Raw genomic sequence first — 20,784 nt, forward strand, 5'->3', positions numbered from 1 at the left:
TCAATTAACGACAAATACGGGTATAGACCATCCCGTTACATAAACCTATGAACACAAAAAAAGTTGGGTTGATACTCGCAGCGTTATCCCTTGTTTTTGCCACAACACTTTGCAGCGGGCAATCTGGCAACAATTCGCAATTAGATCACTATAATGTTGAGTGGGATACGCCCGGCCCAACATCGGCACAGTCCATGCCTTTGGGAAACGGAGATATTGGCCTTAATGCATGGTTCGGGAAAAACGGCGATCTTGTTTTTTACATCAGCAAAACAGATGCCTGGGGTGGCGAGCTTGATGCCGAAAAGGACGACTGGATGAAGCAGGGCGGGGTTTTGATGAAACTGGGAGCGGTAAGGGTATCTATAAATCCTGGTCCATTAAAAAACGAAGCTAAGTTTAAACAGATCTTAAAGCTGCGCAACGGCGAGATCTGGGCTCAGGCTGGCGAAGGAAAATCATCGGTTCAGTACCGTGTTTGGGTTGATGCTAATCACCCGGTTATCAGGGTTGAAACTAAAAGCACAACAGCAGCTATTGTTAATGTAAAACTGGAAAACTGGCGCGCCGGTAAAACTGATACAGTGCTAAATGAGCAAAAGAACCGAATAGCCTGGTATCATCACAATTCGCCAACAACCGATCCGCATTTGACAAACCTCACTTTTGGTGCAATAATTAAAGGGAGTGGTTTATCCAATCAGGATGATGTAACTTTAAAATCGGGTAAAGTAACGTCGCAGGTAATCTCTGTTTATCCATTAACAGATGTTGCAGGTAGCGGCAGTCAATGGCTTGATAAGTTGACGCAAAATGTCAAAGCTATTGATCTTTTAAGCCTGGAACAAACCCGCTTAGCGCATCAAAAATGGTGGCAGCAGTTCTGGAACAGGAGCAGCGTATTTGTTACCGGCGATGACCTCGCCGAAAAAGTTACACAGGGATATATCTTGCAGCGTTTTGTAACCGCCTGCGCCGGCAGGGGAGCTTACCCTATCAAATTCAACGGTTCCATTTTTGCGGTAGATAATCCGGCAAAAAATGCCAATGCAGACTTTCGCGCCTGGGGAGGACAATACTGGTTTCAGAATACACGGGCAATGTACTGGCCACGCCTTATGGCCGGCGATTTTGATATGATGCTGCCGCTGTTCAGGATGTATGCTAATATTTTACCCGCCAATGCTAAACAGGTTAATGAGTTTTACAAACACGGTGGCGCTTACTTTGCCGAAACAGCACCTTTTTGGGGTGGCTTAAGTTACATGGGGCCCGAGGTAAAGGCCAATTACACTAATCATTATTTTACCCCGGTATTGGAATTAAGCATGATGATGCTTGATTACTATGACTATACAGGTAATATTGATTTCGCGAAAAAGACATTGCTGCCTGTTGCTTCTGCGGGTTTGCAGTTTTTTGATGAACATTTTAAGCGGGACAGTACAGGTAAACTTCTGCTCGATCCGGATAATTCGATAGAGATGTTTTGGAAAGTGCACGATCCTGCACCTGATATTGCCGGGCTGCACGCTGTACTAAGCAGGATGATCGGGTTGCCCTCAACAGTTGTAGATGAACACACCCGGCAACACTGGCAGAAACTTTATAGCGAATTGCCTCTGTTGCCAACGGCATACCACGAGGGTAAAACTGTACTGCTGCCTTACGCCGGTCCGCAAATTGCCCAATCATTTAATAGCGAAAATCCAGAACTGTATGCTGTATATCCTTTCAGGCTTTATGGTTTAGGCAAGCCAGGTTTGGATGTAGCTGTCAATACCTTTAACGCCCGTAAGCAGCGCGCCAAAGGCTGCTGGGTACAGGACCCCATACAGGCGGCTATGATTGGTGATGCCGAAGCGGCGAAAGATTATACCAGTTTTGCCCTTACCCGCAAAGATCCGGGCCTGAAGTTTCCCGCATTTTGGGATAAGGGAAACGACTATATGCCCGACGAGGATAATGGGGGCAATGGTGAAAACGGTCTGCAGCTCATGTTAATGCAAACCGATGGAAAAAAAATCATGTTGCTACCTGCATGGCCCGTTGGCTGGAATGCCAGTTTTAAACTGAATGCCCCTTATAAAACCACTGTTGAGGGTAAAGTAGTTGATGGGAAACTAACCGACCTGAAAGTTACACCGGCCAATCGCCTGGCTGATGTTATCGACATGAGTAAAAAGTAATAACCATGAAAAAGATCCTAAATATATTGATAGCGTTTTGTTTGATAAATACCGCGAACGCGATAACCAGGGTAACCTGCATAGGAGCAAGTATTACTTACGGTGCTACGCTGCCCAACCCGGCCATGCAATCGTACCCGGCACAGCTGCAGAAACTTTTGGGTAAAAACTATTCGGTGGGCAATTTTGGGGTGAGCAGCGCTACTCTTTTGCGCAAAGGTGATCTTTCATACTGGAATACCAAAGCGTATCAGCAGGCGCTGCAAAGCAAACCTGACGTGGTATTTATTGATCTGGGAGGTAACGATGCCAAACTTATAAACAGGGTACATCTTGACGGGTACGAAAAAGATTATCACGACCTCATTCAATCTTTTGCTCAATTACCCTCGCATCCACGCATTGTGTTATTGTTGCCAATCCCCTCATTTCAAGCGGATACTAACCAGATCTATGATAAAGTGATTGTTAATAGTATCATCCCAAAACTAAGGAATGTGGCCTATAACGAGCACCTGGAAGTAATTGATATGCACTCCATGTTTGTTAACCATGAAAGCTGGATGCCTGATAAGATCCATCCCAACATTGAAGGGGCAGCTATAACGGCCAAAAGATTGTATGACGTTGTTGTACAGCCGCGTGATAATACTTTCGATGTTTTTAGCCGTATAAACCAGCAATTTAAAGAAACTAATTTTTACGGATACCCCTGTGCCGAATTTACTTTTGACAACCGCGATTGCAAAGTGGTAAAACCAAAATGGACAGCCAAAGGCCATCCCTGGGTATGGCGTGCGCGTTTTTGGGGGCATGAACCTCAAACAGATATAGCGCTTTTGGAGCGCGGTTTCCATATAGTTTATTGCGATGTAGCTGAGTTGTTGGGCAACAATGAAGCAATTGATTACTGGAATGATTTCTATAAAAAGCTCACTAATGCAGGCTTGGGTAAAAAAGCAGTGCTCGAGGGTATGAGCAGGGGAGGTATTTATATGTACAATTGGGCTGCTGCCAATCCCGGCAAAGTGGCCTGTACCTATGCGGATAATGCTTTGCTTGATTTGAAATACTGGCCCGATTCAGCTATTTTGAAAATCGATTTCAATTTAACTTCTGCAGGTCAAATTGGTTCATTGAAAGTAAGCCCTATTGATAAGGTGCCACAAATTGCAAAAGGCAAGTTCCCTATGCTGCACCTTTCTGCAGATGACGATGAGGCCGTTGATCCTTCAAAAAATACCCTGTTGTTTGAGCAAAAGGTTAAGGCGCTTGGAGGTTCAATTACCGTAATTCATAAACCCGGCTTTAAACATCACCCGCATAGTTTACCTAATCCGGCTCCAATAGTTGAGTTTATTTTGAATGCCACAGGTTACGAAATCCCAACTCCTGATTAATGTTAAATTCTATTGTACACTAAGTATAAGTTAACTAACTTATTGAAGCTTAAATAGCTTGTTGTATCGCAGGATTATAATGTTATAATCCTTGAAACTAAGCTGTATTTATTGTAATTTTAGCCAATCGAGCCAATTAAAAAGCACTTGATTTGGGCCTAAATTATAAATACCGGGCGGTACATGGGTTGTAGTGCTTAAGGTGTACTTATCAACATGAGATTTTTTTTACCGGGGATAATTATTACTGTTTTATTGAATTTTCTGTTCATGTCGCCTGCTTGTGCACAATCGTACGGGCTGGGGTTCTATAGTCATGAGGTTGTACAGGATAAACGCACCGGGTTGGATCTTGCCCTGAAGAACCTTTCACCAAAAGATAAATTTGAGGTTTCATTCGATCTTTCTTTTATACCTAACAGGGTTATTTACTTCGGTTATATTTTACGGTTGATAGGTGATGATAACCAAAATGTGGACCTGGTGTACGACAACCAGGCTAATACCAAACATTTTAAGATCATTATTGGCGAACGCTTATCGAAAATATCATTCAATATTGACGACAAGCTGCTTTTTGAACGCTGGAACAATTTAAAGATCCAGATAGATTATAAAAACGACAAGATCACCGTTGTTTCGGGTAACCAGTCTCTGAGCGAAACGGGGACCCATTTAAAAGCAAGTTCAAACTATAAGCTGCTTTTTGGTGCCAATGCCTATAAACAATTTCAAACTACCGACTTGCCCCCGTTTAAATTACGTGATGTACAGGTATCACAAAATGCCGTGCAAATAGCAAACTGGCCGCTTAACGAGTGGCAGGGCACCGTGGCCAACGAAACGGAAAATAGAAACAATGGCTCGGTGAATAACCCGCTTTGGATCAAGGCCCGTCACCGCAACTGGCAGCTGGAAAAGGAATTTACCGTACCGGGAGATGCCAGTTTAGCCTTCGATGCCGCAAACGAGGACGTATTTGTTATCACTGCCGATTCATTGATCACCTACTCGATCAATAAAACGCCTCAATTAAAAAGCAAAGCATATAATTCCGGTAAACAGATGATGGTCCCCGGCGATCAGGCTTTGTATGCCAATAATAAGCTCTATTACCTGTTTATGGATCAAACTGCTGTTGGTACGTTTGATTTTGTAACTGGTAAGTGGGACAAAGGCTACAGCAACATTGCAACCAATAACGGGCACCTTAATAAATTTTTCAGTAAAACAGATACCGCTATTTATACCATAGGGGGCTATGGTCAGTTGGTTTATAAAGATAGTGTTCGGCGTTTTAGTCTTGATACCAAACAATGGGAAACGGTAAAATCTAAAGGAGATACTTTTACTCCGCGTTACCTTGCCGGCCTGGGAGCCAATGCCACCGGCGATACGGTTTATGTAGTTGGTGGTTATGGCAGTGCATCGGGCCAGCAAATTGTGAACCCGCGCAACCTGTATGACATGGTGCGTTATACGGTTAAAGATAAATCCTTTAAAAAGCTTTTTAATATTGATGTTAAGAACGAAGATTTTGTTTTTGCAAACTCCCTCGTTATCAATTCAAAAGATAAAAGTTACTATGGCCTCATCTTCCCTCAGCATAAATTCAATTCTAATTTGCAGCTTATAAAAGGATCATTGGATAAGCCGGCTTATGAAATGGTAGGGGATACCATCCCATTCCGCTTTCATGATGTAAACGCTTATGCCGACCTGTATTATTTGCCGCACAGTGCTAAGTTTTTGTCGGTGACGTTGTTTAAGGAAAATGATCACACCCGGGTTAAGGTGTATTCGATGCTTAGCCCGCCCGAGCCAATTACTACTGATATGCTATCGGAGAGCAATATGGGATACCTGCTTTGGGCTGGCGGTGCTTGTGTATTATTTTTAGGGATAGGTGCATTTATTGTTATCAGCCGCAGTAAAAAGGCCGCTTCACAACCTTTGCCAGAAACTCAAAAAAATATTCCTGAAATAGCATTGCCGGTTATCGAAACGCAGGATTTAACAGTACCCGGGATCAAAGAAGAAGGTGAAAGCCGCTTACACGTTAATAAGAACGCCATATTTTTATTTGGCGACCTGCAATTGTTTACTCCAGATGGCAATGAAATAACCAAGTATTTTACGCCATTATTAAAAGAGTTGTTTTTGGTGATCCTGATGTATTCGGTGAAACTTGATAGGGGGGTGAGTTCCGAAAAACTGAACGAGATACTTTGGTTTGATAAATCGGAAAAAAGTGCGCGGAATAACCGGTCGGTTAATATTGCTAAACTAAAAACCCTGCTGGATAAAATGGGACACTGCCATTTATCTAAAGATACCGGCTACTGGAAAATCGAGGTGGATTATAACGAGATCCAGGTTGATTATCATAATTACCTCAACATCGTATCCAACAAGAGCAAGCTCAACAAACAGAAGATCATCCAGCTTACCCATATTACTCAGCGTGGCAATTTTCTGTCGAATATTGAGTACGAATGGCTCGATGCGTTTAAGTCGGAAGTATCCAATGAGATTACCGACTCATACATTCAGTTTGCTAATTCTATAAAAGTTACCGACGATCCGGAGTTTTTGATCAAACTGGCCAACGATATTTTCTACTTTGATCCGGTAAATGAAGAAGCCATGATCCTGAAGTGCAAGGCACTGGCACACATCGGTAAGCACTCATTGGCAAAAAACACGTTCGAAAATTTCAACAAGGAATATAAAGCAATTTACGGCGAAGCTTTTGAACGCGATTTTCATTCAATTCTTGAATAAAATCTGTTACAATTGATATTTATTGGATTAATTAATCAAATTTTAATGATTAATTAAGTTGTATGAGCAATTTTGAGGCTATTACCAGTTAATCAATTTTAATAAACACGAGGCACCTACGGAGCCTAAGTCCGGATTGTTTTTGCTATAAACACGAAACTCCCATGGAGTTAAAAAAGACGAGCTCTAACTCCGTAGGAGTTCCGTGTTTATAGATAATGTTAAAGGGACGTTAAGGCTCCGTAGGTGCCTCGTGACGACAACATTGAAAGCGATTTTTCTGAGGTTATAACCAATTAATAAGTCTGTCGCTTGTATTTTTACAGAGTCAGCATAAAATATTACTAAGAAATAAATTATTACCCATGTTAAGTCCATTTCCCCGGTTGTTTAAACCGCTGCTTTTATCCACGGTAATTAGTATCAATAGTTTGTGTTCGGCGGTATACGCCCAAACAAAAGACGAAGGCGCTCTTCAGTACATCGATCCGCACATCGGTAATGTGGGGGCATTGCTTGAGCCCACCCGGCCTACTGCACATCTGCCTAACCAGATGATCAGGATGTTGCCTGTTCGTCATGATTATATTGATGATCAGATCTCCAGCTTTCCGCTCAATGTGGTATCGCACCGTTTGGGAGAGGTGTTTTCGGTTAAGCCGGATAATAATGCCTTAGCCCCGGCTTCGTGGAACGAACGCATGACCTATGACCACGATCTGGAAGTTACCCGCCCATGGTATTATTCAACTTATTTGATTGATAAAGATATCACCGTTGAGTTTGCACCCGGCAAAAAGGTTGGGGACTATAAATTTACCTTTCCGGCTAAAAGTGCTGCTAAAAGCATTTTGTTTGGACTATACAATGAAGGTACCGCCAATTTAACTTTTACAGGTGGCAATGAGCTCACTGGTTTTGAAACCTATCATGATGATATAAAAGTTTATGTATATGGTAAGTTTAACGCCAAGGGAACCACGGGCATAGTAAAAGATAATGCCCTGGTTAAGCAGGTATCAGCCGATGGGAAGAACCTGAAATCATACATTACTTTTGCAGCCGGTACACCAGATGTAATAGAGTTTAAGTATGCCATATCCTACGTAAGCCCGCAGCAGGCTAAACAAAATTTTAACGATGAGTTTAACAATGCCGGTTTTGAAACATTGAAAGAGGCGGCTAAAGCAACATGGGCAAAAGTAGTAGGGCAAATTGAAACCGAAGGTGGCACAGAAGCTCAGCGCAGGTCGTTTTATACGGCTTTGTACCGCTGCAATGAGCGCATGGTTGATATTAACGAAGACGGGCATTATTATAGCGGCTACGATAAAAAAATCCACGACAGTAACCGTCCGTTTTATGTTGACGACTGGGTTTGGGATACTTACCTGGCGCTGCATCCGCTCCGTACCATCCTGAACCCTAAGTTGGAATCTGATATGCTGAACTCATATGTTAACCAGTATGAGCAAAGCGGTTGGATGCCAACCTTCCCGGTTTTGTTTGGCGATAACCCATGTATGAATGGTTTCCATTCAACCGTGATGTTTTTGGATGATTACCGCAAAGGCATCCGCGGTTTTGATGTGGATAAGGCATATGAAGGCGTCCTGAAAAATGCCAACGAGGCCACCATGCTGCCTTGGGAAAATGGCCCTAAATGCGAGCTGGATGACTTTTATCATACCAAAGGATATTTCCCCGCTTTGAAAAAAGGCGAGAAAGAAACCGTAAGCCTGGTACATGGTTTTGAAAAGCGCCAGGCCGTAGCGGTTACCCTCGGTGGCAGTTATGACGATTGGGCTGTTGGTCAATTAGCGGGCGAACTGAAAAAGACTGCCGATGAACAAACCTTTGCCAAACGCGCCCTCAACTATAAAAACCTGTGGAACGATGATAAACAGATGTTCATCCCTAAAGATAAAGACGGCAACTGGATCGATATCGACCCCAAATTTGACGGTGGTTTGGGCGGTCGCGAATTTTATGACGAAAACAATGGCTGGACTTACCTGTGGCAGGTACAGCATGATATTCCTGGTCTGTCAAACCTGATGGGCGGCCAGGATAAATTCCAGGCCAGGTTAGATCAGTTATTCCGCGAAAGTCTTGACCGCAGCAAATACCAGTTTTGGGCTAAGTTTCCTGATGCTACTGGTTTAGTTGGTCAATACTCCATGGGTAACGAGCCGAGTTTCCATATCCCTTATCTGTACAACTTTGCAGGTGCACCATGGAAAACCCAAAAACGGGTAAGGTTCCTGCTTGATGTTTGGTACAAGGATAACATCTTCGGAATCCCCGGTGATGAGGATGGCGGCGGTATGTCGGCTTTCGTGGTATTCTCGTCAATGGGTTTTTACCCTATTACACCCGGCAAACCTGTTTATACCATAGGCAGTCCGGTTTTTAGCAAGGTTACCATCAACCTGCAGAATGGCAAGCAATTTAAACTGGTAGCCAACAATTGTTCGGTAGTCAATAAATATATTCAAAGTGCTAAGTTTAACGGGGAGGTGCTTAATAAACCGCTGTTTACCCATGAACAACTCATGGCTGGCGGCACGCTCGAACTGGAAATGGGACCTAAACCAAATAAAAACTGGGGTATCTGATCTAAGCAAAAAATCAACACATATTAAAATTTTATCCTGATGAAAAAACACGTTTTTAGCATCTTGCTGCTACTGCTATGCGCTGTTGCCAACGCGCAATTGAGGCACAGTAAAACATCGGCTTTTAAAAGTTATAAAGGTTTGATAATGGCCGGTTACCAGGGCTGGTTCAACGCGGCTGGCGATGGCGGCAACCGCTGGTGGAACCATTATGTTTCGCATGGTAAATTTGAACCGGGCTATACCAATATCGATCTGTGGCCCGATGTAAGTGAATATCCTAAAACCTACAAAACGCCGTTTAAGCTGGCCGATGGCAGCGATGCGTACCTGTACAGCTCATACGATGCCTCATCAACCGAAACGCATTTTAAATGGATGCAGCAATACGGCATCGACGGTGTTTTTGTACAGCGCTTTATTGGCGATGTGCAGCGCTGGCCGGGTAAGCACCATAATGATGTGGTTTTAGGCAACGCCCTTAAATACGCGCAGAAATACCACAGGGCTATTACGGTAATGTATGACCTGTCGGGCATGAACGCGGGCGGCGATTCGCTGGTGATCAAAGATTGGAAACACCTTATTGATAGTATGAAGGTTACCAACCGGGGTAATAACCAAACCTGGTTGTATCACAATGGCAAACCACTGGTGGCTGTATGGGGGATCGGTTTTAATGATCATCGCCGTTACGGTTTAACTGAAGGCGAAAAGATCATTGATTTTTTAAAGAACGACCCGGTTTACGGTGGTTGCGCCATATTGCTCGGCGTGCCAACCTACTGGCGCGACTTTAGTAACGATACAGAGAATGACCCACACCTGCATGACCTGTTGCGTAAGGTGGATATCGTTCATCCATGGTTTGTGGGTAGGTTTAACGAAGAAGCGTATCCTGCCTTTCAGCACCGCATTACCGACGACATTGCCTGGTGTAAAGCCAATAAGGTTGATTATGTGCCAACGGTGTTCCCGGGTTTTAGCTGGCATAACATGAACCCGAGGGCAAAGCAAAACCAGATTCCGCGCAACCGCGGTCATTTTTACTGGAAACAGATCAACGGTGCCATCAACAGCGGCGCCGAAATGCTGTACGTAGCCATGTTTGATGAGGTTGATGAAGGGACGGCTATACTTAAAGTATCAAAAAATCCGCCGGTTGGCTTAAGTACATTTGTTACGTTTGAGGATGATATCCCCAATGACTACTACTTATATTTAACGGGTTACGCTGCTAAAATGCTGCGTAAACAGCTGCCTTTAACAGCAAACGTGCCGCCGCCGGTAAAGAAGTAGCCTTCATAATATTCAGTCTGTAATTTAATTGACATTAATGGCGGATAAACTCCCGCTGTTAATGTTTTATTAATCAGTTATTATTTTCCGCGCATAGTTTTAGCCTCTGATAAACCGGTATCCCCAATTATTTTATGGAGATAAACAATCGATTGTACCGGCATTAATAACCTTACCAATTATAAATTTATGAAGCAAAAGAACGCCTATGTATCGGTTCTTTTAGTAACGATTTTATGTTCATTTAATACCCCTAAACCTATTGTTAAGCTTCCGTACAAGGATGCGTCGCTGCCGGTTGAAAAACGTGTTGCCGATTTACTTGGCCGCATGACCACTGCCGAAAAGATCCGGCAGCTGGATATGTACTGGGGGCACGAGGTCGCCAATATGCAGGGGCATGATGCTGTTTCCATGTCGGATAGTGTCAGGATCAATATCGGCACCGAGGGCATTGGCTCTGTGCATGACCTTTATCCTTTAACTGCTGATGTAAGCAACCAGATCCAGCGCTATGCTATTGAGAAAACACGGTTAGGCATCCCGGTACTTTTTATTGAAGAGGGCCTGCACGGTTACGAAGGTTTGGGAAGTACCACCTTCCCGAGCCCGATGGCGTTGGCCGGTGCCTGGGATACTACCAATGTTCGCAAGGCTGGTCGTATCATAGCGACCGAGATGCGCGCTCATGGTGTGGCCATGGTATTAGGCCCGGTGCTCTGCCTCCCGCGCGACCCACGCTGGGGCCGGGTTGAAGAAACCTACGGCGAAGACCCTTTTCTTTCGGCTGCTAACGGCGTTGCCATGGTAAAAGGATTGCAGGGCAATAAGCTGAGCAATCATAATTCAGTTTTATCCGAGCCTAAACACTTTGCCGTACATGGCATTCCAGAAGCTGGCAGCAACACTGCGCCTGTTAATATGGGCGAAAGGGAAGCCCGTTCATCCTTTTTATATGTATTTGAGAAAGCTGTTAAAGAAGGTGGTGCCATGGGCATGATGGCGGCTTATAGCGAAATTGATGGCATCCCCTGTGTAGATAATAAATGGTTATTAAAAGATGTGCTGCGCGGTGAATGGGGCTTTAAAGGCTTTGTTTTGTCTGACCTGGGTGCTATCAAAATGTCGCTCAACAACCACCAGGTAGCAACTGACGCGGCCGATGCATTGGCTCAAACCTTTACTGCCGGCATGGATATGCAGTTTTATGATTTTCCGCATTTGCCTTTTCATGATGCTATGAATAAAGCGTTGGCGAGTAAGAAATTATCCATGACCGATTTAAACCGCGCTGTATCAAATGTACTGCGGGTAAAGTTCATACTGGGACTGTTCGACAATCCTTATATAGATGCCGATCTGCTAAAAAAAGTAAATCATACAGAGGAGAGCCGTACTGTTGCAATGAAACTGGCGCAGGAAGGGATCAGTCTTCTGAAAAATGAGAATAATGTATTGCCGCTTGGACCTGGTGTACACTCGGTAGTGGTTGTCGGGCCGTTGGCTGAAAGCACCTACCTGGGTGGTTACGCCAACAAGCAAGGCAAAGGCGTTGCCATATTAGATGCTTTGCGGCAGAAGGCCGGGAGTAACCTCGATATTAAATTTGAAACCGCTTATACGGCTGATACATCAGCTGCAAAGCAAACAGAATATTTGGAAAAGGCGGTAAGCACGGTTAGCAAGTCGGACGTGGCAGTGGTTGTTTTGGGCGAAGATATTAACGAGGTGGGCGAAGGGAAAGACCGCGCCAACCTTGACTTGAACAAACAGCAAAGCCGCCTGATTGAAGCCATATACAAAACCGGGAAGCCAACAGTAGTGGTACTGTTTAATGGCCGACCGCTATGCATTAACTGGGTTGCCAAAAAGATCCCGGCCATTGTTGAATCATGGTTTTTAGGCGAAACCGGCGGGCTGGCCATTGCCGATGTGCTGTTAGGCAAAGTAAATCCATCAGGTAAACTACCGATGACTTTCCCCCGTTCGGTAGGGCAGGTGCCTTTTTACTATGATCATAAGCCAACATCGAGGCATGTATATGTTGATCAGGATACTTCTGCGTTATTCCCATTTGGCCATGGATTAAGTTATACAACTTTTGAGTATTCAAACCTCAAAATCACTCAGTCGCAAATCCCGCTAAATGGTTCCGCAAACGTTAGCGTTAATATTAAAAACACGGGTAAAGTTGAAGGCGAAGAAGTGGTGCAGCTTTATTTGCGAGATGTTATCGCCAGTGTTACTACACCTGTAAAATCGCTTAAAGGTTTTAAGAGGATTAGCCTTAAGCCGGGAGAGAGCGGAACCGTTCAGTTTAAAATAGACAATAAAGAACTGATGCTCTGGAACCGCCAGATGAAACAGGTTGTTGAGCCGGGCGAGTTCAAAGTAATGGTTGGCAGTTCGTCTGAAGATATCAGGCTGAGAGGAAGCTTTTATGTGAAATAAAATAGATATGCAGATGTGCAAATTTCAGATGTGCGGATGTTTGGAATAAGCATATTTACAATATCCCGGAGCATACCAAACATGAGTCCGGTGTTAGTTGATGATTACCGATAGATATTTTGGTAACCGGTGTGCCTGGGGTGAGATACAGGTGCACCTTTTTTGTGTAGTGAATTTATCTTTTTTTGACAATTCCCTCCCTTGGGAGGGGCGCATAAGGATTGCGTGTTGGCAGGGAGGGGTTTATACGCCTTTGTAACGACAAGGCATCGCTGAAACCCCTCCCTCCACCTTCTCAAGGGAAGGAATCGCGCAATCCCTGCTTTTATTTAGCTGATTAATTGCGTTGATTTAAGGGCTGGTGCCTACAACTCCTTCAAAAAGCCCAGCAAGGCAATCGCAACACCAGCCAATACAGCTATCATCTTACGCATATTAAAACGATGATCTGCACTGGATTCAAAAAGAATGGTGGTTGAAATATGCAGGAAGATCCCGATAACCACACCCATGATCCGGTTAAAATAATGTTGCAGGTTGCCGATGTTCCCGTTGCTCAGGGCATCGCTGAAAAAATATCCGGCAGGGGCCATTATGGCAAATATCGCCACAAAAAATATGGTTTTATTTTTACCCTGCTTATTGGTAAGTAGTACTGTAGCCAGGGCAAACGCCGCAGGAATATGATGAAGGGCTATGCCATAAACTAATTGGTCCTGATTGCCCTGGGCAAGGGGCATGCCTTCCAAAAAAGCATGCAGGCAAAGACTTGCCATAATGCCTATCGGAAAAACAGCCAGGTCATGCGGATGCTTGTGCATGTGGCCGTGTTCAATCCCGTCCGAAAATTGCTCAAGCACGATCTGGAACAGAAAACCGATCAAAATAAACACCCCTACATAGTTGTCATTACCATGATAAGCATCGGGTATCAGGTGTAAAACGGTGATGCCAAACAGGTAGGCCCCACTGAACGACAGCACCAGTTTCAGCGTTTTGTGGTTATCGCCTTTAAATAAAAATACAGAAGTACCGCCAAAAAAGGCGGCAAAAAAAAGCAGCAGAATTTTCCAATATCCCATTAAAAGGCAGGTTGTAATTTTTTAAATAATAATGAAAGCAGCCATCCAACAAACGCGCCATATAATGCACCGCAAAGTACATCTATCGGGAAATGCACACCCACGTATACCTGTGCAAAGCAAATGCTGCCAGCCCATAATATAGCCCAAAACCAAATCCATTTCCATTTACGGCCAAATACAAAACATAAAAATATGGCCATAGCAAAATGGTCGGTGGCATGGGTTGATGGAAAGCTGTACCCGCTGCCGCAAGGCACACGGCTGATGTCAGTCACTGATACTATAGGGTCGCGGCAGGGGCGAAGGCGTTGTATACTGTGTTTGATAAGAACCCCACTGGTAAAATCAGCAACACCCGCTGATGCTGCCAGCAATAGGATGATTATTGCACCTGTTTTTTTATATCGCCATAAACAAAAAGCGATGATGAATACATAGAGGGGGATCCAGAATTTTGGATTGCGCAGCAAAGGCATGATCCAGTCGAAAAACGAATTGGATAGGTTGTGGTTAATAAAATAAAATAAATGCCGGTCGAGATTTAAAAGATAGTCGGGCATTGGTTTACGATAGATACTTGTTTACTTAATTTTCAAAGTTATCAAATAGCTTAAAAAAACCTCAAGACTTTTAATACTTAGGCTATGTATTATCCCGTTAAGCTTAAAATAATGCGCAGGAATGACAATTAAGGCCGCCTTATACGGTATTGACAGTTGTAAATTAACCACGGCCTTATGTGCAAGCGTTTGCGCAATTACTTAAAACAATATCATTTGTAGTTTTATATTTTTTACTTTTACCACACCAAAAACATCGCATTTTGACATTAATTAAATCTATTTCAGGTATACGTGGCACCATCGGTGGTGCTGTCGGCGACGGATTAACACCGCTTGATATTGTAAAGTTTACTTCGGCCTATGGCTCATGGGCTGTTAAAAAATCAGGAATTAAAAAGATTGTAGTAGGCCGTGATGCCCGGTTATCGGGCGATATGGTAAATAACCTGGTTATTGGCACGCTGCAAGGTTTGGGTATTGATGTAATTGATCTTGGTTTGTCAACCACGCCTACTGTTGAAGTTGCGGTTACCGGCGAAAAGGCTGCCGGTGGTATCATTCTTACTGCAAGTCATAACCCCAAGCAATGGAACGCACTTAAGTTACTTAATGCCGATGGCGAATTTATCAGTGATGCCGATGGCAAAGAAGTATTAACAATTGCCGAATACAGCGATTTTAAATATGCTGATGTAAATGACCTGGGTAAAGTTACCCATGATGATACCTGGCTGAAAAAACACGTTGACCAAGTATTGGCGCTGCCATTAGTTGATGTTAACGCTATCAAAAAAGCTAACTTCAAAGTAGTAATTGATTGTGTAAATTCTACCGGCGGTATTTTTGTGCCCGCTTTGCTGAAAGCTTTAGGTGTTGAAACCGTTCACGAGTTGTATTGTGAGCCCGATGGCAATTTCCCTCACAATCCTGAGCCGCTTCCCGAAAACCTGATAGCTTTATCAAAAGAGGTTGTAAGTAAACGTGCAGATTTAGGTATCGCTGTTGATCCGGATGTTGACCGCCTTTGCTTTGTTTGTGAAGATGGTAACATGTTTGGCGAGGAATATACCTTGGTGGCTGTTGCTGATTATGTTTTGAAAAATAATGTTGGCAATACTGTTTCCAATCTTTCATCAACCCGTGCATTACGTGATGTTACTGAAAAGGCTGGCGGCGAATACCATGCAGCTGCGGTAGGAGAGGTGAATGTTGTAAACCAGATGAAAGCGGTTAATGCAGTTATCGGCGGTGAAGGTAACGGCGGCGTTATATACCCTGAATTACATTATGGCCGCGATGCTTTAGTGGGCATTGCCTTGTTTTTAACCCATTTGGCTAAGTATGGCAAGTCGGTTTCAAGCCTGCGTGCGTCATATCCGGGTTATTTTATTTCAAAAAACAAGATCACTTTAACGCCCGAAATGGACATAGATGCCCTTTTGGCAAAAGTTGAAGAGAAGTATATCAAGCAGCCTCACTCAACAATTGATGGCTTGAAAATAGAATTTGATAAAGAATGGGTACATTTGCGGAGGTCAAACACCGAGCCCATTATCAGGATCTACTCCGAAGGCAATTCTGAAACTGTGGCAAACGGTTTGGCCAATAAGATCATTGCCGATATTAAGGAGATCTTACAGCTGAAAGGTTAATTTACTGGTATTAAAAATAACAGGCAACCGGCGGTAAATATCGTTGGTTGCTTGGCTATATAATAAAACCGGGCATGTGTTTGAAGTTACTGATCCATTAATTTATAAATTTAAAAAGAATGCGCGTTTATTTTGATAATGCCGCCACCACACCGCTTGACCCTGATGTAATGAAGGAGATGTATAAGGTGATGGAAAGCCAGTTTGGCAATCCATCGTCAATACATGCCCACGGCAGGGAAGCCCGTACCTTAATTGAACGTTCGCGTAAAACGATTGCGGGGTTATTGCATACCTCGCCCGCCGAAATCTTTTTTACATCAAGCGGTACCGAGGCCGATAATACGGCCATCAGGTGCGGTATCATTGATCACAAAATCACCCATGCCATTACCAGTCCTACTGAGCATCACGCAGTGCTTCACACGCTGGAAGCAATGGAAAAGGCAGGTATTATTAAATTGAGCCTGGTAAATATCGATAGCAAGGGTGTTATTGATTACGATCATCTGGAAACATTATTGAAAGAAAACGAACGCAGTTTTGTTTCGTTAATGCACGCCAACAATGAAATTGGTACCCTGTCAAACATGGAGCGCATTGGCGACCTTTGCGAAACCTATAATGCCATTTACCATTGCGATACTGTACAAACCATGGGCCATTATCAGCATGACCTGAGTAAGCTAAAAGCTCATTTCCTGGTATGTGCAGGCCATAAACTGCATGGCCCTAAGGGAATAGGTTTTCTGCATATAAACCATAAAATAAAGATAAAGCCTTTTATTTACGGCGGAGCCCAGGAACGTAACATGCGCGGCGGTACCGAAAATATTTACGGTATAGTAGGTTTGGCCAAAGCACTTGAACTGGCTTACGGCGAAATGGAGGAACACCAGAATCACATTCAGGGTTTAAAATCATACATGATGGAGCAACTGATTGCCAATGTTCCGGGTGTGAGTTTTAACGGTGAAACTGATGCTGAAAAAAGTTTATATACTGTATTGAACGTAGCTTTCCCTGAAATGGAAATGAGCGATATGTTGTTGTTTAACCTTGATATTGCCGGTATTTCTGCTTCGGGTGGTAGTGCTTGCAGCTCAGGCAGCGATATCGGTTCACATGTATTAACGGCTATAGGAGCCAGCTCATCAAGGCCATCGGTACGTTTCTCGTTCTCAAAATACAATACAAAAGAGGAAGTTGATTTTGTAGTAGCCAAAGTTCGTGAGCTTTGTGCTGTGAATGTATAAGCTTAAAAAGTACTAAAAGTAAAAGCCTTAAGAACTCAGTTCTCAAGGCTTTTACTTTTTAACGAAAACCGTCATTGCGAGGAACGAAGCAATCGCGAACTATACAGGGCGGACCTGCAAATAGGGGATTATTAATAATTATAATTTGATTTTTATAGGTATTAATGAGCTCCCTTTGGTCGGTTGTCGTCGTACCGCACAATGACGGTTTAGAAAAAATGATTAAAAGCAAAAGCCTTATGAGATAAACTCGTAAGGCTTTTGTTTTATAAAAGAGCGGGGGTTTCTAACCTCCAATCTCTTACCACTAATCACTAAACTATAACTCTTTCCTTAACCTCGCTACCGGGATGTTCATCTGTTCGCGGTACTTGGCTACGGTACGTCGGGCTATGTTATAGCCGGCGTCTTTAAGGATCTCAGTCAGTTTTTCATCGGCAAGCGGATGGCGTTTATCTTCCTGGCCAATATGCTCTTCCAATATCTTTTTAACTTCTTTATTGGATACCTCTTCGCCGCTTTCGGTTTGGATGGCCTCAGAGAAGAATGATTTTAACAAAAACGTACCGAATTCGGTTTGCACATATTTGGAGTTGGCTACGCGCGATACCGTCGAGATATCCATGCCAATACGGTCGGCAATATCTTTCAGGATCATCGGCTTTAGGTTTTTGTCATCGCCGGTAAGGAAAAACTCATATTGGTACTGCATAATGGCATTCATGGTTTTAAGCAGCGTTTGCTGGCGCTGTTTAATAGCATCAATAAACCATTTGGCCGAATCGAGCTTTTGTTTTACAAACTGAACTGCTTCTTTCAGTTTTTTATCTTTTTGGGAAGCCTTGTCATAGTGCTGAAACATTTCCTGGTACGAGCGGCTTACCCTAAGTTCGGGTGCATTTTTGGAGTTAAGGGTAAGTATTAACGTGCCGTCATTGTTAGTGATATGAAAATCAGGGATCACCTGCATTTGCTTGGTGTTGATCTCGTTCGAGTCGCCGGGTTTGGGGTTAAGTTTTAAAATTTCATTAACAACACCACGCAACTCAATCGAGTTCATGTTTAATGATTTTTCGAGCTTGTCATAATGTTTGCGTGTAAACTCATCTAAATAGTGTTCAACAACCTGTATCGCTTTTTTAATTATAGGATCGTTAACATCTTTTTTACGAAGCTGTATCAGCAGGCATTCCTGTAGGCTGCGGGCACCTACGCCAGGAGGGTCAAAGCCCTGGATTACCTTTAGCATGTCTTCAACTTCTTCATCCTCGGCCAGCACATTTTGTGAAAACGCGAGGTCATCTGTAAGCGACATGATAGGCCTACGCAGGTAACCATCATCATCAAGGCTGCCTATGATCTGTTTGCCGATCATGAAATCTTTATCACTTAAAGGCAGTAAATCCAATTGGGCTTGCAGGCTTTCAAAAAAGGAGCTTTGCACAGCAATGGGGATTTCCTTGCGCTCATCCTCGTCATCGCCATTTTGATCATAGCGCGATCCGTAATCATTTACGTTATCTTCCTGCAGGTAGTCGTCAATGTTAAATTCATCCATTTCGCCCTTTTCCTCGTCGCTGTTGAAATTATCATCGTCGGGGTCGCGGTCCGGGTATTGTTCTTCGGGTTCGTTTAGGTTGGTAAGGCTCAGATCTTCAAGTGCCGGATTTTCTTCCAGTTCTTCTTTTATCCGGGTATCAAGGGAAACAGTAGGCACCTGCAGCAACTTTATAAATTGTATTTGCTGCGGCGAAAGTTTTTGTAAAAGTTTTTGTTGAAGGTTCTGTTTAAGCATATTTAAGATGTAGCCAAAAATACATCAAATTAATATTAACTAAAAATTACTTGAGGTATCTGCTGTAAAGTTGTTAAATGTTTTAAATACACCAATTGTTTTTACTTCAACAAAAAAACTATATAAATAGATTGTTTGTGTAATATTATTAACTTTAAGTAACCAAACTTTAATTTATGGCAATTGTAAAAGAGTTTAAAGAATTTGCAATGCGGGGCAACGTGGTTGACCTTGCTGTAGGTGTTATCATCGGTGCTGCATTTGGTAAAATTGTTACCTCGCTTGTGTCTGATATCATTATGCCCCCTATAGGTATGATAACCGGGGGTATCGATTTTAAAGACCTTAAATATGTGCTTAAGCCCGCGGTTGATAAAACACCGGAAACAGCCATCAATTATGGTTTGTTCATCAATAATGTAATTGACTTTTTAATTGTTGCTTTTTGTATCTTTTTAATTGTGAAAGGTATTAATTCACTGAAGAAAAAAGAAGAAGCCGCTCCTGCAGCACCTCCCGAACCAACTAAAGAAGAGGTTTTACTTACCGAGATTCGCGATTTGCTTGCTAAAAAAGCCTAATGCAATTGAGTTCATGGATCATAGTTGATGGTTCATGGTTGATAGTTCATAGATCATAGTTTCTACCTTATATTGCTATGATCTATCAACTATGGACTATTTCTTGTCAACTATGTACTATCAACTAAAAAGTTTTCGGCAGCTTAGGATCGGTTAGGATAATATAATCGGCCATGCCCGCAAATTTACTCCAGTTGGGGTTGTCAAAGCTCTCATCGGCATAGGTAGCTATGTTAAGGGTACGTGCTTTAGGCGCATATCTTTTTAGCTGGGCTACTGCGCCCAATTTTTCTTCGCTGTGAAAACCGCCGTTTAGTTGCAATATTTTAAAACCGGCATGTTGTTTCAGAAATTTAGCTATCGACCAACCCATGGTAGCATCCCAAAGATTTTGCGACTGATAGATCTGCATGCCCGGCATCGACGCGTGCCCACCCATTATTTTAGCAAATTTATCATAATAGGGGCCGGATGCTGTATCAATTGGCAGGGGTGCCAGATAGCTTTTGGCCTGTTTGTCAAGCTGCTTTAAAACATCAAGCCCGCTGCGTGTAACCATATTGGTATAGCGGGTAGGGGCGTTGGCCGCTATTACCGGCAAGTGGTTGGTTTTAGCCAGTTCAATCATTGGTTTGTAGTCCTTATAGTTAGGCCAGGTGCGCGCATCGGTCACCAGGTTTTTTTCGCGGATAAGCCCGCCAAGGTATTCATCCAGCACCAACTGACAATCGGTTTGAAACATCTCCATTGAAAGAGCCGTTTTTTGCGGATACTTTTCTGCCAGTTTTTTGAATAAGGCAAATTCAAGATAGTGAGCTGTTGAATCATTATGTTCTTCACCAAAAAACAGAACGTCGGCATTGGCCATGTCATTAATAATATCATCGGGCATAACAAGTTTTTGTGCCGATGTGCTGTAAATTTTATAATGATTTGCAGGTAACTCCTGTGCTGCGCCTACAGCTGATAAACCTGTTAGTAAAATGGAAAGGATCAATTTCATTTGTTGTGCTAAAATGTTGAAGTTACGCTTTGATTGGTGTTGCAGAGCTATTTTGTTTAATGTTTTCAATGTTGGATTGTCATAATAATGTCAGCTGATATTCTTTAA

The 20,784-nt window shown here is 43.1% G+C and carries 13 protein-coding genes; 9 read left to right on the forward strand and 4 right to left on the reverse strand.

Features of this window, described 5'->3' with window-relative positions; genetic code table 11:
• The first annotated feature begins 47 nt into the window (after positions 1-47).
• The 6 genes from MTO98_RS12900 to MTO98_RS12925 all read left to right on the forward strand — a co-directional run bounded on the left by MTO98_RS12900 (position 48) and on the right by MTO98_RS12925 (position 12,741).
• Positions 48-2,189, forward strand: coding sequence for a DUF5703 domain-containing protein (locus tag MTO98_RS12900; protein ID WP_243487066.1), 2,142 nt, complete (start codon positions 48-50; stop codon positions 2,187-2,189).
• A gap of 5 nt (positions 2,190-2,194) precedes the next feature.
• Entirely contained in the window at positions 2,195-3,589 is a 1,395-nt protein-coding gene (locus MTO98_RS12905) for a GDSL-type esterase/lipase family protein (protein ID WP_243487067.1), read from the forward strand.
• A gap of 216 nt (positions 3,590-3,805) precedes the next feature.
• On the forward strand, positions 3,806-6,373 hold the full coding sequence (locus MTO98_RS12910) for a kelch repeat-containing protein (RefSeq protein ID WP_243487068.1): 2,568 nt from the start codon (positions 3,806-3,808) through the stop codon (positions 6,371-6,373).
• Between the two features lie 365 nt (positions 6,374-6,738).
• Positions 6,739-8,991, forward strand: a complete 2,253-nt coding sequence (locus tag MTO98_RS12915; protein ID WP_243487069.1) for a GH92 family glycosyl hydrolase — start codon at positions 6,739-6,741, stop codon at positions 8,989-8,991.
• A gap of 39 nt (positions 8,992-9,030) precedes the next feature.
• A complete protein-coding gene (locus MTO98_RS12920; protein ID WP_243487070.1) occupies positions 9,031-10,290 on the forward strand; it encodes a glycoside hydrolase family 71/99-like protein in 1,260 nt (419 codons plus the stop codon).
• A 189-nt stretch (positions 10,291-10,479) separates the two neighbouring features.
• Complete coding sequence (locus MTO98_RS12925; RefSeq protein ID WP_243487071.1) at positions 10,480-12,741, forward strand: glycoside hydrolase family 3 N-terminal domain-containing protein; 2,262 nt, start codon at positions 10,480-10,482, stop codon at positions 12,739-12,741.
• Positions 12,742-13,106: 365 nt separating this feature from the next.
• Here MTO98_RS12925 and MTO98_RS12930 read toward each other — a convergent pair whose 3' ends face one another.
• The gene (locus MTO98_RS12930; RefSeq protein ID WP_243487072.1) at positions 13,107-13,823 is read right to left on the reverse strand and encodes a ZIP family metal transporter; all 717 of its coding nucleotides are present in this window, start codon (positions 13,821-13,823) and stop codon (positions 13,107-13,109) included.
• Positions 13,823-14,386, reverse strand: coding sequence for a phosphatase PAP2 family protein (locus tag MTO98_RS12935; protein WP_243487073.1), 564 nt, complete (start codon positions 14,384-14,386; stop codon positions 13,823-13,825). The genes MTO98_RS12930 and MTO98_RS12935 overlap by 1 nt, the downstream gene beginning before the upstream one ends.
• Before the next feature lie 263 nt (positions 14,387-14,649).
• Between MTO98_RS12935 and glmM the strand changes: the two genes are divergently transcribed.
• Together glmM and MTO98_RS12945 are read left to right on the forward strand one after the other, a co-directional pair.
• Positions 14,650-16,041 (forward strand): phosphoglucosamine mutase, encoded by a 1,392-nt coding sequence (gene glmM, locus MTO98_RS12940; protein WP_243487074.1) that lies wholly within the window; start codon positions 14,650-14,652, stop codon positions 16,039-16,041.
• Positions 16,042-16,160: 119 nt separating this feature from the next.
• On the forward strand, positions 16,161-17,297 hold the full coding sequence (locus MTO98_RS12945) for a cysteine desulfurase family protein (protein ID WP_243487075.1): 1,137 nt from the start codon (positions 16,161-16,163) through the stop codon (positions 17,295-17,297).
• Positions 17,298-17,616: 319 nt separating this feature from the next.
• Here the strand turns inward: MTO98_RS12945 and rpoN are convergent, their stop codons facing one another.
• Positions 17,617-19,092: an RNA polymerase factor sigma-54 gene (gene rpoN / locus MTO98_RS12950; protein WP_243487076.1), complete on the reverse strand. Its 1,476-nt coding sequence runs from the start codon at positions 19,090-19,092 to the stop codon at positions 17,617-17,619.
• 176 nt (positions 19,093-19,268) lie between these two features.
• Between rpoN and mscL the strand changes: the two genes are divergently transcribed.
• Positions 19,269-19,673, forward strand: coding sequence for a large-conductance mechanosensitive channel protein MscL (gene mscL / locus MTO98_RS12955; RefSeq protein WP_243487077.1), 405 nt, complete (start codon positions 19,269-19,271; stop codon positions 19,671-19,673).
• Between the two features lie 124 nt (positions 19,674-19,797).
• Here the strand turns inward: mscL and MTO98_RS12960 are convergent, their stop codons facing one another.
• Entirely contained in the window at positions 19,798-20,676 is an 879-nt protein-coding gene (locus tag MTO98_RS12960; protein ID WP_243487078.1) for a ChaN family lipoprotein, read from the reverse strand.
• Between the last annotated feature and the right edge of the window lie 108 nt (positions 20,677-20,784).

It is taken from the genome of Mucilaginibacter sp. SMC90, assembly GCF_022811725.1.
GTDB lineage: Bacteria > Bacteroidota > Bacteroidia > Sphingobacteriales > Sphingobacteriaceae > Mucilaginibacter.